Raw genomic sequence first — 16,693 nt, 5'->3', positions numbered from 1 at the left:
AATGAGTACAGCGAAAAAACTGATAATTGTCTTCTTAGTACTGTTGATGGGCATCGTATCCGCCGGAACCGCCTATGCTATTAGGGTGTATTTTCAAGTAGAGGATGTCGTGGAGTCTATCCATCGACCGATCGAAGGGCGAGAAGAGGCGGAGGTTATCGAAAACGCCGAGCCCTTAAGTCTTCTCTTGTTAGGGATCGCCAATGACTCTCGTCGCAAAACGGATTACCGGGCAAACACGATCATGGTAGCGACGTTGAATCCTGCTACACGCAAAACGACCCTCACAAGTATTCCTCGAGATGCTTATGTGGAGATCGTTGGGCAAGGCTATCAGGATAAGATCAATCATGCCCATTCATTCGGTGGCGCAAAAATGATGATCGAAACTGTCGAACAATACTTGGATATACCGATTCATCATTATTTCTCCTTAAACATGGATGGGATGGCAGATCTTGTCGATGCGATTGGTGGAATCACGGTTGAAAATGAGTTTGCTTTTACGGCAGAAAAAATCGATTATCCAGAGGGAACGCTCGAATTAGATGGCTGGGAGGCACTTCAATATACTCGTATGCGCAAAGATGACCCCGAAGGTGACTATGGACGCCAACGTCGTCAGCGAGAAGTGACAGAGATTTTGGCGAATGAATTAGTTTCTCTATCAAGCGTGATGCGGATTCAGGATCTGTTAACGATTATTGGGGAAAATGGTGAAACAGATTTAACGTTTTCTCAGATGAGTCAACTATTCACCCAATATCAATCGGCACTCGTTACTGTCGAATCTTACCAAATGGCGGGTACTGGGTTCACTGGCGATGGCTTTAGAGGTGAATACGGTATCTCTTATCAAGAAGTGTCGCCTGAAGAACAACAAGCGACGAGTCAGCGTTTAAAAAGCGAATTAATGCTTGATTAAGTAATCCTTAGGTTTAATTAGTAACAACACCACTTCCTCTTTGTTCCTCTAGTAAATCGTGATTAGAGTTGACAGCTGCTTTTCCTCAGGATACTCTTTAGTCAAGCAAAGCAATTCGGCTTGAAGGGTAGCAAGAGCCTGTTCGGAAAAGGACTGTTAACTCTTTATTTGTTGCTGCATCGTTTGGTTAAAAGTAACGAGGAGGAAAAGAATGACTATCATCTTTAAAGATCAATTACCAGAGGATTCAAATCAGATTCTCGCTTTATATGAATGTGTTGGCTGGGTCGCCTATACGAAAGAGCCAGAGCGACTATTAAACGGCCTAGCTCAGTCACAGGTGATCACTGCCTATGTTGAAGAGCAGCTAGTCGGACTTATTCGATGTATAACCGATGGACAAACCATTCTTTATATTCAGGATCTATTAGTAGCGCCAGCGTTCCAACGTCAAAAAATTGGCCAGCGGTTGCTCAAAAAAATGCTGACGAGATATCCATCGATTCGACAAAAGGTTTTGATCACGGACAACACAGAGAAAACGCGCCGATTTTATGAGTCTTGCGGCTTTTCCTCTGTAGAAACACAGCAAATTGCAGCATTTATTTATTTACCTAAAAACGAGTAAATAGCCAGAAACCCGATCGCTAGTTGAAAATGGTCAATTTATTAACGGTTTTATGTTTGATGAAGGAGTGGGAGAAATGAAGCTGCGATTTGTGTTATTTGTGTTAAGTTTAGTGATTGGTGTTGGCGCATGTGGAGGAAGCATGCTGGCGTTTATGAGTATTGAGCCATTAAGGAAAGGACAGTCATTTGCTGGGTTGGAATCGTCCATGCTCCAAGGAACGCCATTTACAACATTTTTGATTCCCGGAGTGTTTTTGCTAATTGTGTTAGGACTGGGCAATTTATTGGCAGCTATCCGATTGTGGCGCAACCAAGGGTATCATGGCGAATTGCTTTTAGGCATCTGTTTAGTTATCTGGATCATTGTTCAAGTGATTTTATTAAGGGGCGGGAATGTTTTGCATCTGATTTTCTTAGTGTTAGGTTTACTCCAGCTCGGTGTGGCAGCTTACTGTATCAAACACTTGCAACTCTCGGTTCCTTTTTCTGCTCATCAAAATTGATTTTGCAGAAGGGTTTTATTGGTAAAATAATTAAATTACTCAAAAGTTTCCTATGAAAAACGTGGAATTTTGAAAAAATATTCGCAAAAGGATCATTCGCTTAAAAAATTATGATAAACTGAAAGAAGTGAACGTATTTTCTAGAATCAGGAGGATCAATTATTGGAGTTTCTTAAAAAATCAAAAATTTTTGCAGGTCTGGTGATCGTCTGCCTTTTAGGGATCGCCGTCTGGATCTATTCAAATATACTGTTTGTTTTTCGACCATTAGAAGCAATCTTTTCTAGTGTCTTTTTACCAGTACTGATATCCATTTTTATTTTTTATATCTTTTTGCCTTTCTTTAATTGGGTAAAAAGAAGGACGAAAAAGAAAAGCATTGCGCTGTATGCGACACTGTTGTTGATCGTTTTTGCAGCCTATTTGATCATTCAGGTGATTGGACCCGCATTAGCCTATGAGATGGGACGCTTTATCAATCAAATACCCGTTATCATCAATTTGGTGATCGATAACATCGATCATTCCTATTTGGAGGAACTTTTCGGTCCTTTCATTGATTCGATCGATATTTCGCAAGCGAGCAATTTCGCTTTGCAGTTTATTACCGGGGCAACGAATAGTCTGACGAGTTTGATCTCCATCGTTTCTCACTCAGCGATCGTTTTGTTTACGATCCCACTGCTCTTAGTCTATATGTTTAAAGACGGTGAGAAAGTGCCAGACTTTTTAGCAAACAAAACACCGAAAAAGTACCAAGGTTTGATGCGTCAGTTATGCAGTGATTTCCACCAAGCAGCGTCTGCTTATATTGGCGGGAAATTGCTTGTATGTTCGTACGTTGCCGTTTCCAGTTATTTGATTTTTTCTTTGCTAGGTTTGCAGAATGCGTTGCTTTTAGGCCTGATTTGCGGTGTCTTGGATATCATCCCATACTTCGGACCATTTATCGGAGCGGCACCCGCATTTCTATTTGCTTTAAGTTTAGATATCCGGACTGCCATTTTATTGGTAGTGGGCATCACGATCATTCAATTGGGTGAATCGTATCTAGTTTCACCTCTAGTAATGAATAAAGTGTTGCATATCCATCCGATTATTGCGGTGTTCTTATTATTGATCGCAGGCAACTTGCTGGGATTTGTTGGTATGATCGTTGCACTTCCAGTGTATTCGATCATAATGGCGATGTCTGGCACGCTACTCCGTTTTTTCCAGGAACGCAAACTAGAACGTTCTGTGATCGATAAGGAGTCATTGTAACAATAAAACTTGCTGTTGAAGAAATCTTCATCAGCAAGTTTTTTGTTTTAGATGACACATAGCACGGTACAAAGACTCATGCTATACTGATTGAAACGAAAACGACGATAGGAGTGAGGAAATGAAGGTTTTGTGGAATGATCAGATCGTTGATCGAGAGGTAGTGAGAATTGATATCGAAGACCGTGGCTATCAGTATGGTGATGGGATCTATGAAGTTATCCGAATATATAATGGCCACTGTTTTATGTTAGCGGAGCATATGGCTCGATTGGAAAGCAGTGCACAAAAAATTAAGCTAACGTTACCCTATTCGATTCCCTAATTGACTGAAAATCTAAAGTTACTCATTAAGACTGAAGGAATCACAGAAGGAGAAATCTATCTTCAGATCACCCGAGGAATCGCTTCTCCGAGAAATCACGCGTTTCCACCAGCTGGATCGGTCAAAGGGGTGGTGACGGCAAATGTGATCCCCTTTGAACGACCAGATGAAATGCAGCAAGCTGGGCTTTCGGCAACCGTTCTTCCTGATGAACGCTGGTTGCATTGTGATATCAAATCATTGAGTTTGTTAGGGAATCTTTTGGCGCTGGATCAAGCGATCGAAGCTGGCTTCGATGATGCGATACTGCAACGAGATGGCTTTTTTACAGAAGCATCTGCATCCAATCTCTGGTTTGTCATTGATGGGATCGTCTATACTCATCCGGATGGGCGTTTGGTGTTACCGGGAATCACGAAATTGAAGGTCCTTCAGTTGTGTCGCCAATTAGAAATTCCCTATCGAGAAGAACCCGTCCCGATTGAGGCACTACGCAACACGCAAGAGTGTTTCTTGACCAACTCAGCTTGGGAAATCGTTCCGATCGTTGCCATTGATGGGAAACCCGTTGGCACTGGCGTATTGGGTTCAATCACGAAACAATTGCAAACAGCGTATATCGCTGCCACAAAGAATAAAAGCGATTCATTGTGATTATGCAATAGAAACCACCTGAAAAAGCTTTGGCAACACCCAGTATTTTTAAGGCTGGGTGGGACCAAAGCTTTTTCTTGCGTTGAAAATTATTCCTTACCATTCACTGGGGTTCCACAACTTCCCGTCAAGTTCTCCTTGTTTCAATTCGATGCGGGTTTCTTGCTGCTGCAACAACTGTCCCAGCTCTTGCAAAAATGCTTTTTCATGGTAATCAGTGGTTTCTTGAATGGATTGTTCTATCAGCGGGGTTAGCCAATCATGACCCATCAAAGCACCTCCAATTCAGCTAAAGCATCTTCTAATTCGGTCAATGTTTCATGGTTTTCCTGCAATAGGGATAGCAAAGGAGCAAGCTGCGGTTTTTCAGAAACCAAATGTGCCAGTTTCTCAGCAAACCATTGTTGCTTTTGATCAAACGTAAAGGGAGCGGGCATCGATAATAATTGCTGATAGGCAATGACAAAGGCACGCTTTTCTTTTTCCGTTTTATACATCAGTTGGTCAAGGACAACGATGGGTAACACGGTCATTTGGTGTTTTTTTGCCATCAGTACGAGTGGATGCAAAATTTCGTTAAAGGTCGTATTTTCTCGACCACCTAACTGAAATTCTTTGGCAGCAACACCAGTAGAAACGGCGAAACTGATTTCTTTCCCCATCAAAGCAGGCGCGCAATTTTCCCAAACCGTATCGATCCAAGCTTTCATTTTTGCTGGAACACTGTACCAATATAAGGGGAATTGTAAAACCAAACGGTCACAGTTTTGCAGCAGCGCCTGTTCATCGGCAAGGGAAAAGTCAGAAAAATCATCAAGAAAGTGTATGGTGACATTAGAAAGTTTGGCACTTTCACTGAAAAAACGTTGGGAAAGAGAGTTGTGGAAATCTGGGTGGCTAGCCACCACTAAGGTTTTTATCATGAGATTGATCATCCTTTCCTACTACATTTACCATATTTTACCAGAAAGGGAAACTAGTCTGCTTTGCTTTTCGTAGTGTTGGTCCTCTTTTAGTTTGATTTAAGGTACCTCGTCTATATTCATTGTTAAGGAAGTGTCAGTAACAACTTACACGTGAAGGAAATGGGGGAATAGAGGATGGAACCAAACGATCCCTTGATCAAAGGTCTAGCAAATGTAGTAATGTTCGCCGCCAATACAATGGAATATGTCGAAAATAAACTTGTCAGTTGCCGACAACGAATATCTGGAAAGCAACCCTCAAAAGAAAGTGACTATGGCAATGGGCAAGAGTTTACAGAATTGACTGCGCAAAAATGATAGATAGAGAGAAAATAGAAGAAGTGGCTCACCTTTTACCTGGTGAGTCACTTTTTTGCTGTCAAGTTCTTCATCATCAGTTGGTACTTTTCTTGATGGAAGGTATAATGAGTAAATGAAGCATAGTGGAGAGGAGAAGAATAAAGAAACAGTAGAGAGGAGAAGCAGGTGATGAACCATTTATACAAACGAATCCAATACAAAATCCCTGAGCTAAACCGAGTAGAACGAACCGTCCTTAACTATTGTTTGAGAGCGCCTGAGAAAGTTTCGGAAATGACGGCCGATGAGTTAGCTTCTCAAACCTATACTAGTCAAGCAACGATCAGTCGAATGGCGAAAAAGCTTGGCTTTACGGGTTTTCAAGAATTCAAATTTTCATTGAAAAGTTATCAAAGCCTTGAAAGAAACGAGTCTGCTACCCAAGCCTCTCTTGGCTTATCCCCACTGATCAAGCAAATGATTGACCAGCTGACGACATCCTTATCAATGATTGAAGAAGCTGACTTTCAGCGTGCCGTGGAAATGCTGCAGCAAGCACAACGAATCGAATTTTTCGCTTTAGGGCAAAGTGCGCCGGTCGCATTATCTGCAAGTCGAAAATTGCGCTTTTTAGGTAAAACAGTGGGTGCATCAACGGATTGGGATGAATTGACAACCATCGCGAACCAACTATCAAAAAATGATTTAGCTCTTTTTATTAGTCATAGTGGAGAAACGATCGGGATGCTAAATTATGCTACTCGTTTGAAACAAAGAGGCGTGCCGATTTTAGCCTGTATTGGTCAACCAAAAAGCACGTTAGAAAAGCTTGCCACCTTCTCTTTTCCTGTTGAAATGACAGCGATTTATCATCATGAAGTCGATTTGAGCCCGCGGATCTCCTTAGCGGCGTTACTGGATATTTTAATTATTCAATACGCCAATCAAATCGAAGCAGGACTTGATCCTGAATGACCATTCCATTTTGTGAATGGTCATTCTTCTTTGGGGAACTGTATTGTAAGCCTTCTTGATATCGTTTACATTTTAAGAGATAAAAGTGTTAGGAGGAAATGATATGCAAAAAGGAAAGAAAGCAAGCTGGATGGAAATTTTTCAAGGACTTGGGAAAACATTTATGTTGCCAGTCGCTTTACTCGCATTCATGGGTTTATTTTTAGGGATTGGTAGTTCATTTTCATCTTCTTCAACGATCGACGTTTTCCCATTTTTAGGTGCCCCTTGGCTCCAAGTGGTTTTTCGTTTCATGTCAACGATCGGTGGGTTTGCCTTTAGTTACTTACCCGTCATGTTTGCGATGGCGATTCCTTTAGGTCTAGCAAGAAAAGAGAAGGGAGTTGCGGCATTCTCAGGCTTTGTGGGCTATGTCGTGATGCATTTATCCATCAATTTTTATTTACAAGAAACGAATCAATTAGCTGCTGCAGATCAACTACGAGAAGCAGGGCAAGAGATCGTTTTTGGCATTCAAACATTATCAATGGGTGTTCTAGGAGGTATTATCGCAGGATTGATCGTTTATAAATTGCATATGCGCTTCTACCATTTTCAATTGCCAGATAGTTTTGCATTCTTTTCAGGAGCACGTTTTGTTCCAATCATCACCTCGCTTACTTTAGCTATGGTCGGGGTGATCATTCCGATGATTTGGCCGTTGTTTGCTATGATCATCACAGGAATCGGACATTTGATCCAACAAGCTGGTCCTTTCGGTCCGTTCTTATTTGGTTCAGGTGAGCGCTTGTTACTGCCATTTGGATTACACCATATTTTGGTTTCCATGATTCGCTTTACCGAAGCCGGGGGAAGTCAGCTGATCGATGGTCAGCAAGTCTTTGGGGCGTTGAATATTTTTTATGCGGAATTACAAAACGGCTTGAGCATCTCACCAAGTGCAACTGCGTTCTTGTCTCAAGGGAAGATGCCAACCTTCATGTTTGGCTTACCGGCAGTAGCATTAGCTATGTACCACACGGCAAAACCTGAGAATCGTTCAAAAATAAAAGGTTTATTGATTTCAGGCGTCATTGCAACTTTTGTGACAGGAATTACTGAACCAATCGAATTTTTATTCTTATTCATCAGCCCTTTATTATGGATTTTTCATGTCATCATGACAGGTGCTGGATTTATGGTAATGAGTCTATTAGGTGTCACGATTGGAAATACCGATGGGGGCGTGCTTGATTTTCTTATCTTTGGCGTGATGCAAGGCGCATATACAAAATGGTGGCTCGTTCTGATTGTAGGAGCTTGCTGGTTTGCCCTTTATTACTTTGTTTTTAAAACAGTAATCCTTCGCAAGAACTTGAAGACACCTGGTAGAGAAGAGAATAGTGATCAAACGAATGAGTTGGAAGAGGAAATGACCTATTCTGGAAAGAGTGGCTACGATGCCCATGGTATTTTGGCAGCTTTAGGGGGAGCAAGCAATATTGATTCTTTAGACAATTGCATTACACGGCTACGCCTCGTTCTAAACGATGGTACATTGGTTGATGATGAACGGCTGAAAAAACTAGGTGCGCTTGGGGTCGTTCACTTAGATGATACTAACGTGCAAGTAATCATTGGAACGAAAGTAACAACAGTCAGAAATCAACTTGATGCGATTCTTTAGCAAAATTGTCAAGTAGTAGGAGTGAAGAAAATGTTTTTTGATGAACCAATCAATCGTAAAGGAACCCAGTGTACTCAGTGGGATTATGTTGAAGACCGTTTTGGTGAAAAAAACTTGTTGCCATTTACGATTTCCGATACGGATTTCAAGGTGCCAGCTGCAGTTGAAGCGGCACTTATCAAGCGGATGCAGCACCCGGTTTTTGGGTATACACGTTGGAATCATAATGAATTCAAGCAAGCGGTCTGCAAATGGTATTCTGAACGTTTTAACAGCATGATCAAAAGCGATTGGCTGGTCTACAGTCCTTCCGTTATGTATAGCGTTAAACAGCTCGTCACCCTACTCAGTGAACCAGGAGATGGGATCATTGTTCAGACGCCAGCGTATGATGCGTTTTATAAAATGATCAAAGAGAACAAAAGAAAAATCGTACCTAATACACTCATCTATGATGCTAAGTCGTATCGCATTGATTTCGAAGAGCTAACAAGATTGATGGCACAGCCTGAAAATAAAGTTCTTCTCCTCTGTAGTCCTCATAACCCAACTGGGAGAGTCTGGCAAAAGGATGAGTTGCAACGAATCATCGAATTGGCGAAAACCCATGATGTATTTATCATCTCTGATGAGATCCATATGGACATTGTAAGAAAAGGACAAAGGCATCAACCGATCATTGATTTGTTGCAAGAAAATGTAGCCCTTGTTACTTCGGGAAGTAAAACATTTAATTTCCCAGGGTTGATTTATTCTTATGGAATCATTCCTGATCCCAAGTTGCGTGAGCGCTTCTTAACTCAGTTAAAAGAAGCCGATGGGTTGAGCTCCACCAGTATTTTTGGCATGACCGCAACGATTGCTGCCTACGATAATGAAAGTAAGTGGGTGGATCAGCTCAATGACTATCTTGATGGTAATATTGCTTATGTGATCGCTTATTTACAGGAACATCACCCAGAACTCGTGGTCACGAAAAGCGAAGCCACGTATCTTATGTGGATTGATTGTACAGCACTGGGTTTAACGATGGCGGAATTGCAGCAACGAATGATTCGAAAGGGGAAAGTCGCGATTATGTCAGGAGAGATCTATGGGAAAGAGGGGAGAAATTTTTTGCGCCTAAACATTGGCTGTTCGCGAGAAAAACTCATTGATGGCTTGAAGCGATTCACATTGAGTTTAACATAAAAAAAGAACCCACTGAGCGATCAGAAAGATCCTGTATTCTTTCTGATCGCCAGTGGTTTTTTAGTCTTTCGTCGTGCGGGGAGTCATTGCAGTAGTAACGGGGATTGGTTCAACGACATGGAAATAACCTTCTTTGTCTTGAATGATCAGCATATCTTGCTGACTCTTGCTCTTGATGATCTCACCTTTAACAATTTCGTTGGTGACAGTCCGATAAATGCTTGTAGTCATGTTCATTCCTCCCAACGGTTTTTACCAATTGATCTTCAATAGGGGGACTAGTACAAATCAAGTGCTTGATTTGTACCAGCAAGGAAAAAGAAAACGAATTGGTATCTTTAGTATAGGAGAGCAATGTTTAGATTGCTGCAATTCCATGTAAAGTTTTTGTTAATCCTTTTATTTTCAGCGATTGACTAATCGGCTAAAGAAAAACGCAAGGCCATTTTATTACTGCCAGACTCCACCATTTTTCCTAGTAACGTTGTTGCATTTTTTAAATACAGTTCGGCCATCTCAGCGTTGGCTTCTTCAAGCAGACGAGTAGGCTGCTTGTCAACGGAAGCTTTACGATCAGTTTCTTGTTGGATGCGGCGACAAGCCGCCATCGTTTCCATTTCAAAACGGTTGGCAAGATCACTATAGCGATCGTAGTCGCTGTCCCCAATCAACGCCAAGGTGCGTCCTAACCAATAGCTATTTGATGGATCGTAGGTCTTTGTCGTATCGCAATAGCCAAGTGGAGTCTTAGTGATAGCTGCATAAAAGGGCACAACGCCATTGAAGGTATTGGGGCCAAAGGCAAGCCAATGAATGCCAGCGATTGCTGCGGGCACGTGGTTGCGGATCTGTAAAATATGGACTTGCTGGTTGCGATTGAGAGCAATCGATCGGAATTGTGTTTTTTGTGTCTCGCTCCCTGTACCGTAAGGGTCAAAAGGCGTATTTTGGAAGTGGGAGCTCAATGCCCATTTTACATCTTCCACGGATAGCTTTTGTTTTGGGTAGCATACAAACGGGAGCTCTTGATCGATCGGTTCAGCGGCTGTTCCGCTAAAGTGTTTTTGAATGTACCATGCCCGCGGGTTATTGTAACGGGTATCTTTTTCTGAGGAGCTGCCAAAAATATGGCGTAGATTAATGCCTTCAAAATCAGGATTTAATTGATAGTCTTCAATCAACTGTTCGAGATCCTGCGAACACAACGTCATTTCTGAGGCGAAATCGAAGTGATCAATGTTTAAGCGATTTGGTGCCACGACATAGGCATCATCTGGTATGCGAACAGCTGCCCAGTGATGTCCACCGATGGTTTCCATATACCAGATTTCCTTGGCATCAGAAAAAGCGATCCCGTTGGCTTCATAGGTCCCATAGGTTTCTAAGAGTTCCCCTAAGCGTAAAACACCTTCTTTAGCGGAATGGATGTAAGGCAGTACGATGCTGACGAAATCAGCTTCCCCGATACCATCTTCCACATATGGATCAATAGCCAAAACGCGCGAATTGGTTGTGATCGTTTCTGTTGCAGTCATGGCGATATTTTCTTCATTGATTCCTGAAGCTGCCCAAACTCCTTGCGATTCATCTGCTTCAGGGGTTGAAGTATAGCGTAATGATTTTGCTGGCAAACTGATTCGACAGTCGCTTAAAACGGCGTAAAATTCATTTCCTTGCCGTTCTGGAGTGATGACGACGAATTTTTGCGGTTCCGAACCGCTTCCAGAATCTTCATTGCGGGCAATCATGGTCGAGCCGTCGATCGATGCTTTTTTTCCTACTAGTAAAGTGGTACAGGACGCTTTTTTTCTATCCATCTTTCCAACACTCCTTCATTTCTTCTTACGAATGATTGAAGCTAGTATACCCATAGTCTCATGGTTTTACAATGCTTTCTATAGAGAGGAACAAAAAAATTTCGCCTTTTTTATTAATTTTTAGTAGAATAAGGTGTTGTAAAAAAAATCAAAGGAGCCATTATTATGAAGAAAACAGTTGTTTTTAGTTATATTTTTTTACTAAGTCTGGTTTTTGCCGGCTGTGCCAAACCATCGATGGATGCGGGAAACTCCTCCAGTGAATCTTCGTCAGTCCAACAAAACGCCGAAGAGCGCACTGCCCAAATCAGCTTCAATAATAAAAGTGAAGAGCAAGACCAGGAGATCGAAACCAAAACGGTCACTTTTAAAGAAGGGGTTTCTTTGATGACTATCATGAAAGAGAACTTTGACTTGGAAGAAAATCAAGGGATGATCACCAGCATTGACGGTTTAGCGCAAGATGAAAAAGCTGGCTATTATTGGACATATACGATCAATGATGAAATGATTACAACTGGGGCAGATGATACCTTTTTAGGAAACAACGATAAAGTGGTTTTCACCTATGAAAAATTCGAATAAACCACTTGCATTTGCTGGAAAAGAAATTGCTTATTTAGGGCTGCTTGTGGCAGCGGCCGTCGTCGGCAGGTCACTTTTTCAACCCTTACCCAATGTTCAACCAATGACGGTGATCTTTTTATTAGTAACCATCCATTTAGGTCTTAGTCGTGGATTGATCGTTTGTCTGCTCTCGATGCTGATTACCAATTTTTACATGGGAATGGGAATATGGACGATTGCTCAATTAGTTAGCTATGCAATCATTATTTTGGGGATGTATCTGTTGTCAAAAAGCAAGCTGTTTATGAAACGGTTGCTTTTACAAGTCAGCTACAGTGTTTTTGCAGGGTTTGCTTATGGCTTTGTGATATCTTGGATCAGTGTCAAAATTTATGGGTTTCCTAGCTTTTGGGCTTATTATTTTCAAGGATTGAGCTTTGATGCCCTCCACGCAATAGGCAATGGCATTTTTTATCTGTTACTAGCACCGATCTTTCTGCGGCTTTTCCAACACTACTATCCAAAGAACAACAGCGAAGGGCACTAAGCGCTTCGCTTTTTTTGTTGAGTTAGCTAGTGTCGGGCAAAACGTCCATGACTAGAGGAAAAAGTCTTTGACGATCAAATGAGGTGAAAGGGGTTATGTGAGGAAACAAGCAGGCATATTGTTGTGCAAAAGCGGTTTCTGCAGGTATCCTTAAGGTATCTAAGGAAGGATGTGGCTTTTGATGAAATGGATCGTGAAAAAAGATGATTTAGAAAGCTACCGTGCGAAGTTCCATGGAAAACTGGCTGGTTATGCCGAGGAAGCCAAAATGATTGCCCTGCCAACACCAAAGTATTTTATCGTGGTGGTTGACGAAGAAAAAATCCACTTGATTCAGTTAGATCTGCAATTTCATGAAAAAGGGATGCAGACAATTATGATCCACGAGATCACAAAATTACAACTAGGCGGTGTGGTAAATAAAAAAGTCCAGATTCAGACACCTTCGACCACTGTCAAACTAATGATCAAACCGTTGGCGATCGGTATCAAAGAGGAGCAAAAAGCCTTGATCGATCGGTTTACTAGAATGTCGCGATAAACATCGGAGGAACACGCGGGAAAAATCAGCTGGATTTTTTCAAAAAAAAAGCAAGGGCAGTTGCCTGCACTTGCTTTTCGTGAGTCCTGTTATTCTGGCGTACCGACGATTTTAATAAACTCATCGATATTCTTGATTTTCATATGCTTGATCACTAACTGTTCCCGCTTGTTCCATTTTCCTTCGACTTCTAATTGGTATTTATTTAAAGGAAGGCGTAAGACATAACTGGCTAAGTAGCGATCCTTAATAATGCAATTCACGATTTTATGGTCTTCTAAAAGTTGGATACCTGTTAGCATCATTGGCGTTTCTTGAAAAACACGGCTATTGACTAACAATCCAGTGTGGGTTTCGTTCATGGGATCTTCCTTTCTGATAAACCTGGGATAAATCATCTTTCTGTCTGTTATGTTACCTGATTTGCATCAGAAAGGCAATTCCTATAATAAATCCTCGTTATTATGTGCCACGTAAAAAGAAAGGAGGCAAAAGGAATGGTTGGGTATAACCGTTTCTCAAAAGAGTTTCAAAAGGCTTCGAAAGAACTCCGTGAAGGGAAGAAGTCCAAAAATGCCAATAAAGGGCTGCGAACACGACAAAAAATCGCTGCTGAAAAAGAACAAAAAGCACAAAATGCTTTTTCGACTGGTTTTTTGATCGGTTCCTTCAGAGAAATATTCCGCAAGAAATAAGCAAGTTCCGCTGCCAAAGCGGGACTTGCTTTTTGTTTAGAATAAATAATTGAAGAAGACACCGTTGAGAAAGGAAAAGCTCAGATAAAATAGAAAAAGTGTCACGATGTCCAGGGGTAGGCCTTTCAGAATTGGCGGAATTGCGGCAATTTGATTTCGTGTATGAACCCCTGACAAAGCACAGGAAAAGAGAAAATACATGCCTACAGCAACAAATAAATTGGCTGAATAATCGGTATAGGGAAATTGGGTCACAGTGGCGATCGTCAGCAAGATGACACTGACTAGGGTCGCCTTTTTTAGATCATTCGTCAAGAAACGTTTTTTTGCTGGAACGATCAGTAAGCATAAACTGGCAGTAATCAAGGCGATGATGGCAGCACTTACCAAATTGGTGACCACTTGATTGCCATAGACAAAGCGATTTTGAAGCAAAAGATAAAAACTTAAACCGCTCAACAAGTATGCGACTGCAATGATCCCTGACAGGAAAACCACCCGTGTCGTCACGTTCGGTTTTTTTTCTTTGACGGTCGGCGCCAAATTTTGACAGGCGTAATTTGTGAGTAGAATGACTAGGAAGACCACTAGTCGATTGGCGATCATCATATGAGAACGCTCCTTTCTTGCGTTTTAGCTCATGATTTTAAGGTTGAACGGGGTCTTTTTTCCTTCCCCTAAAATGCGAAGGCGTAAGAAGCGATCGATGAGTGGAGTAAAACAATTCATGATCAAGATGGCATAGCTCATGCCTTCGTTTGTGAAACCAAAGAAACGGAAGAGGACAACGAGAAGCCCCACGCCTAAGGCAAAAAGATTTTCTCCTGCTTTTGTTCCTGGAGTCGAAGAATAATCAGTCGCCATATAGATCGCACCCAACATGGCACCACCGCTGATGATATGCCCAATCACCGTTTGCCAACTGCCAGTAAAAAGTCCTTCTGGACCAAGGATAAAAGCAAAGAGCCCGATCGTTGCAAAAATAATCAGTGGGATACGAGGGGAGATGATTTTCTTGTAAACGAGAAAAATTCCACCCAGAAGTAAAAGCAAGGCACTGGTTTCACCGATTCGTCCCCCAGTAAATCCTAAAAAAGCATCCAACAGATCAGAACCGCTTAAGGTGTCCCCGGCCTTCATGACAGCTAATGGCGTAGCACCGGAAACGACATCGTTCGCCGTAGCTTGCGAAACCACATCAGGAGCGATGCTGCCAAAAGGTGGATCTGGCCAACTGATCAAAAACATCTGGTTATAAAACAAGCCAATCAACAAGGCGCGACCGCCAAGGGCTGGATTTAAAAAGTTATAGCCGATACCGCCAAAAAATTCTTTGACGATGATCACGGCAAACGCCACCCCGATCACTGGGAAATACCAAGGTGCGGTCGGTGGAAGATTCATCGTTAAAAGCAATGCCGTCACAACGATGCTTAGATCGAAACGAAATGGCCGTTTGATGAGGTAGGACCAAATTCCGTCGGCGGCAAACGCCGTGGCTAGCGCAATGAAAAACAACCCATATACCTTGAGCCCGAAAAGGTAGCCAGAGAATAAAACTGCTGGTAGTAAGGCTAGTACTACACAGCCCATGATTTTGACTGTTTCGTCATTGCTGCGAATATGGGGGCTTGGTGGTGTTTCTTGGTTTTTTCGTTGCTGAAAGAGGCGCTCGCTATCGGAATCCTTGTAGTAATCAGGCACTTTCCTTCGCCTCCTTCTGCAGCTGTGCAACCTTGCCTTTTGCGGCAGTGATGTTGGCAGCTAAGGAACGTTTGGCTGGACAGACAAAGGTGCAAGCACCACAATTGATACACGCTTCTGCCAGCAATTCTTCACATTTTTGATAATCGCCTGCTCGATAGAATTGATCGATCTCCATCGGCATCAGGCGCATCGGACAAGCTTCGACACATTTATTGCAGCGAATGCAGGGGTTTTCGGCATATAGCCAATCGGTTTCTTCATTAAAAACAACGATCCCGTTGCTGCCTTTGGTGACCGGAACCTTTAATGTTTTGACGGATTTCCCCATCATGGGGCCGCCAAGGATCAGCTTGCTGGGCGCACCTTGAAAGCCGCCAGCAAAATCGATCAACTCTCCTGCGAGTGTTCCTAAAGGATTTTTGACGATGCGTGGATGTTGAACATCACCAGTCACGGTTGTATAGCGTTCAATCAGCGGTTTGTCATAACAGACCGCTTCAGCGATGGCAAAGCTGGTGGCAACATTGATCAATACGATCCCAATATCGGCAGTCAAGCCGCCTAAAGGTACCTCCTGATCGGTCAATAACTCTACTAACTGCTTTTCACCACCGGTTGGATAAACAGTTGGGACAGTAACGACTTCTATCGTGTCATCCTCTGCACTTGCGGCTTGCATCGCTGAAATGGCTAGCGGTTTATCATCCTCGATGCCAATGATGATTTTTGGATCAGCTAACAATTTTTGGGCAATTTTTGCCCCTTGGATGATTTTTTTGGCTTCTTTTTGCATTAAGAAGGCATCACTGCGCAAAAAGGGCTCACATTCAGATCCGTTTAAGATCAAGGTATGGATTTTTTTATTTTCATCAATACTGAATTTGACATGGGTGGGAAACGTTGCACCGCCTTTGCCGGCGATACCGCCTTGACGGATTTTTTTGAGGATCGTTTCGTTAGCAGCAGATTGCCAGTTGAATGGGGTAGACAAAAAATCATTATCGAAGGCATAATCGTTTTCAATGATGATGGTTTTTCCTTCTTCATTGTTTTGATTTGGCCAATCGACAATATCGACGATTTTGCCCGAAACAGATGCATGGACTTTCGCAGATACAAAGGCATCTGCTTCAGCGATCACTTGCCCTTGCTTGACGTACTCACCAACGGAAACCGTCGGTTCGACAGGGGCACCAATATGTTGTGCCAAAGGGATAAAGACCATCGTGGGTGAAAAGGTAAGGATTTCATCTTGTTCGATCATTAATTTTTCTTTTAACATTTGTAACGGGGGACTTAGTGAAATTCCACCAGTAAATGTTCTCATAGCCAACACTCCTTTTTTCTCCTAACTTTATTCTAGCATGCCATCCGCATTCTCAAAACCATAAACGCTTACATTTCACAAGAAAAACTTATTTC

20 protein-coding genes and 1 pseudogene are annotated in these 16,693 nt (G+C 42.2%); 13 read left to right on the top strand and 8 right to left on the bottom strand.

Annotated features, from left to right (window positions below; all coding sequences use genetic code 11):
- Position 1: 1 nt before the first annotated feature.
- The 5 genes and pseudogenes from IGI72_RS09630 to dat all read left to right on the top strand — a co-directional run bounded on the left by IGI72_RS09630 (position 2) and on the right by dat (position 4,300).
- Complete coding sequence (locus tag IGI72_RS09630) at positions 2–925, top strand: LCP family glycopolymer transferase (protein WP_010748438.1); 924 nt, start codon at positions 2–4, stop codon at positions 923–925.
- A 211-nt stretch (positions 926–1,136) separates the two neighbouring features.
- Entirely contained in the window at positions 1,137–1,553 is a 417-nt protein-coding gene (locus tag IGI72_RS09625) for a GNAT family N-acetyltransferase (RefSeq protein WP_438753964.1), read from the top strand.
- A 76-nt stretch (positions 1,554–1,629) separates the two neighbouring features.
- The gene (locus IGI72_RS09620; RefSeq protein WP_438753962.1) at positions 1,630–2,058 is read left to right on the top strand and encodes a hypothetical protein; all 429 of its coding nucleotides are present in this window, start codon (positions 1,630–1,632) and stop codon (positions 2,056–2,058) included.
- Between the two features lie 162 nt (positions 2,059–2,220).
- Complete coding sequence (locus IGI72_RS09615) at positions 2,221–3,321, top strand: AI-2E family transporter (protein WP_010748435.1); 1,101 nt, start codon at positions 2,221–2,223, stop codon at positions 3,319–3,321.
- Positions 3,322–3,442: 121 nt separating this feature from the next.
- Positions 3,443–4,300 (top strand): annotated as a pseudogene (dat, locus tag IGI72_RS09610) (D-amino-acid transaminase).
- Positions 4,301–4,396: 96 nt separating this feature from the next.
- Here dat and IGI72_RS09605 read toward each other — a convergent pair.
- The gene (locus IGI72_RS09605) at positions 4,397–4,570 is read right to left on the bottom strand and encodes a hypothetical protein (RefSeq protein WP_005226215.1); all 174 of its coding nucleotides are present in this window, start codon (positions 4,568–4,570) and stop codon (positions 4,397–4,399) included.
- Positions 4,570–5,235: an NAD(P)H-dependent oxidoreductase gene (locus IGI72_RS09600; RefSeq protein WP_438753960.1), complete on the bottom strand. Its 666-nt coding sequence runs from the start codon at positions 5,233–5,235 to the stop codon at positions 4,570–4,572. The genes IGI72_RS09605 and IGI72_RS09600 overlap by 1 nt, the downstream gene beginning before the upstream one ends.
- A gap of 165 nt (positions 5,236–5,400) precedes the next feature.
- Here IGI72_RS09600 and IGI72_RS09595 point away from each other — a divergent pair, with 165 nt between their 5' ends.
- The 4 genes from IGI72_RS09595 (at position 5,401) to IGI72_RS09580 (ending at position 9,397) form a co-directional block, all read left to right on the top strand.
- Positions 5,401–5,583, top strand: coding sequence for a hypothetical protein (locus IGI72_RS09595; protein WP_060791980.1), 183 nt, complete (start codon positions 5,401–5,403; stop codon positions 5,581–5,583).
- 171 nt (positions 5,584–5,754) lie between these two features.
- Positions 5,755–6,540, top strand: a complete 786-nt coding sequence (locus IGI72_RS09590; protein WP_087627553.1) for a MurR/RpiR family transcriptional regulator — start codon at positions 5,755–5,757, stop codon at positions 6,538–6,540.
- Between the two features lie 103 nt (positions 6,541–6,643).
- Positions 6,644–8,206 (top strand): maltose/glucose-specific PTS transporter subunit IIBC, encoded by a 1,563-nt coding sequence (gene malX / locus IGI72_RS09585; RefSeq protein ID WP_438753958.1) that lies wholly within the window; start codon positions 6,644–6,646, stop codon positions 8,204–8,206.
- Between the two features lie 30 nt (positions 8,207–8,236).
- Positions 8,237–9,397 carry a MalY/PatB family protein gene (locus IGI72_RS09580; RefSeq protein ID WP_167827417.1) on the top strand — a complete coding sequence of 387 codons (1,161 nt, stop codon included), beginning with the start codon at positions 8,237–8,239 and terminating at the stop codon, positions 9,395–9,397.
- A 60-nt stretch (positions 9,398–9,457) separates the two neighbouring features.
- Here the strand turns inward: IGI72_RS09580 and IGI72_RS09575 are convergent, their stop codons facing one another.
- Both IGI72_RS09575 and IGI72_RS09570 read right to left on the bottom strand, forming a co-directional pair.
- Positions 9,458–9,628: a hypothetical protein gene (locus IGI72_RS09575; RefSeq protein ID WP_010748430.1), complete on the bottom strand. Its 171-nt coding sequence runs from the start codon at positions 9,626–9,628 to the stop codon at positions 9,458–9,460.
- Positions 9,629–9,813: 185 nt separating this feature from the next.
- Positions 9,814–11,214: a C69 family dipeptidase gene (locus tag IGI72_RS09570; RefSeq protein WP_438753956.1), complete on the bottom strand. Its 1,401-nt coding sequence runs from the start codon at positions 11,212–11,214 to the stop codon at positions 9,814–9,816.
- 165 nt (positions 11,215–11,379) lie between these two features.
- Here IGI72_RS09570 and IGI72_RS09565 point away from each other — a divergent pair, with 165 nt between their 5' ends.
- The 3 genes from IGI72_RS09565 to IGI72_RS09555 all read left to right on the top strand — a co-directional run bounded on the left by IGI72_RS09565 (position 11,380) and on the right by IGI72_RS09555 (position 12,869).
- Positions 11,380–11,799, top strand: a complete 420-nt coding sequence (locus IGI72_RS09565; RefSeq protein WP_005226209.1) for a DUF4430 domain-containing protein — start codon at positions 11,380–11,382, stop codon at positions 11,797–11,799.
- Complete coding sequence (locus tag IGI72_RS09560; protein ID WP_284591756.1) at positions 11,783–12,328, top strand: ECF transporter S component; 546 nt, start codon at positions 11,783–11,785, stop codon at positions 12,326–12,328. Before IGI72_RS09565 ends, IGI72_RS09560 begins: the two co-directional genes overlap by 17 nt.
- 169 nt (positions 12,329–12,497) lie before the next feature.
- A complete protein-coding gene (locus tag IGI72_RS09555) occupies positions 12,498–12,869 on the top strand; it encodes a hypothetical protein (protein ID WP_005226207.1) in 372 nt (123 codons plus the stop codon).
- 89 nt (positions 12,870–12,958) lie between these two features.
- Here the strand turns inward: IGI72_RS09555 and IGI72_RS09550 are convergent, their stop codons facing one another.
- Positions 12,959–13,231, bottom strand: a complete 273-nt coding sequence (locus IGI72_RS09550; RefSeq protein WP_005226206.1) for a hypothetical protein — start codon at positions 13,229–13,231, stop codon at positions 12,959–12,961.
- Positions 13,232–13,366: 135 nt separating this feature from the next.
- Here IGI72_RS09550 and IGI72_RS09545 point away from each other — a divergent pair, with 135 nt between their 5' ends.
- Positions 13,367–13,564, top strand: a complete 198-nt coding sequence (locus IGI72_RS09545; protein ID WP_015509783.1) for a hypothetical protein — start codon at positions 13,367–13,369, stop codon at positions 13,562–13,564.
- 36 nt (positions 13,565–13,600) lie between these two features.
- On the opposite strand, the gene IGI72_RS09540 is transcribed toward IGI72_RS09545, so the two are convergent.
- The 3 genes from IGI72_RS09540 to rsxC are packed head-to-tail and all read right to left on the bottom strand — an operon-like array spanning position 13,601 to position 16,598.
- Positions 13,601–14,173: a hypothetical protein gene (locus IGI72_RS09540; protein WP_016609257.1), complete on the bottom strand. Its 573-nt coding sequence runs from the start codon at positions 14,171–14,173 to the stop codon at positions 13,601–13,603.
- Positions 14,174–14,197: 24 nt separating this feature from the next.
- The gene (locus IGI72_RS09535; protein ID WP_015509781.1) at positions 14,198–15,268 is read right to left on the bottom strand and encodes an RnfABCDGE type electron transport complex subunit D; all 1,071 of its coding nucleotides are present in this window, start codon (positions 15,266–15,268) and stop codon (positions 14,198–14,200) included.
- Positions 15,261–16,598 carry an electron transport complex subunit RsxC gene (gene rsxC, locus IGI72_RS09530; RefSeq protein WP_005226202.1) on the bottom strand — a complete coding sequence of 446 codons (1,338 nt, stop codon included), beginning with the start codon at positions 16,596–16,598 and terminating at the stop codon, positions 15,261–15,263. The genes IGI72_RS09535 and rsxC overlap by 8 nt, the downstream gene beginning before the upstream one ends.
- Between the last annotated feature and the right edge of the window lie 95 nt (positions 16,599–16,693).

This window comes from Enterococcus sp. DIV1059_2, assembly GCF_051713685.1.
GTDB lineage: Bacteria > Bacillota > Bacilli > Lactobacillales > Enterococcaceae > Enterococcus_D > Enterococcus_D casseliflavus.
This window is presented reverse-complemented; position numbering and strand designations above follow the sequence as displayed.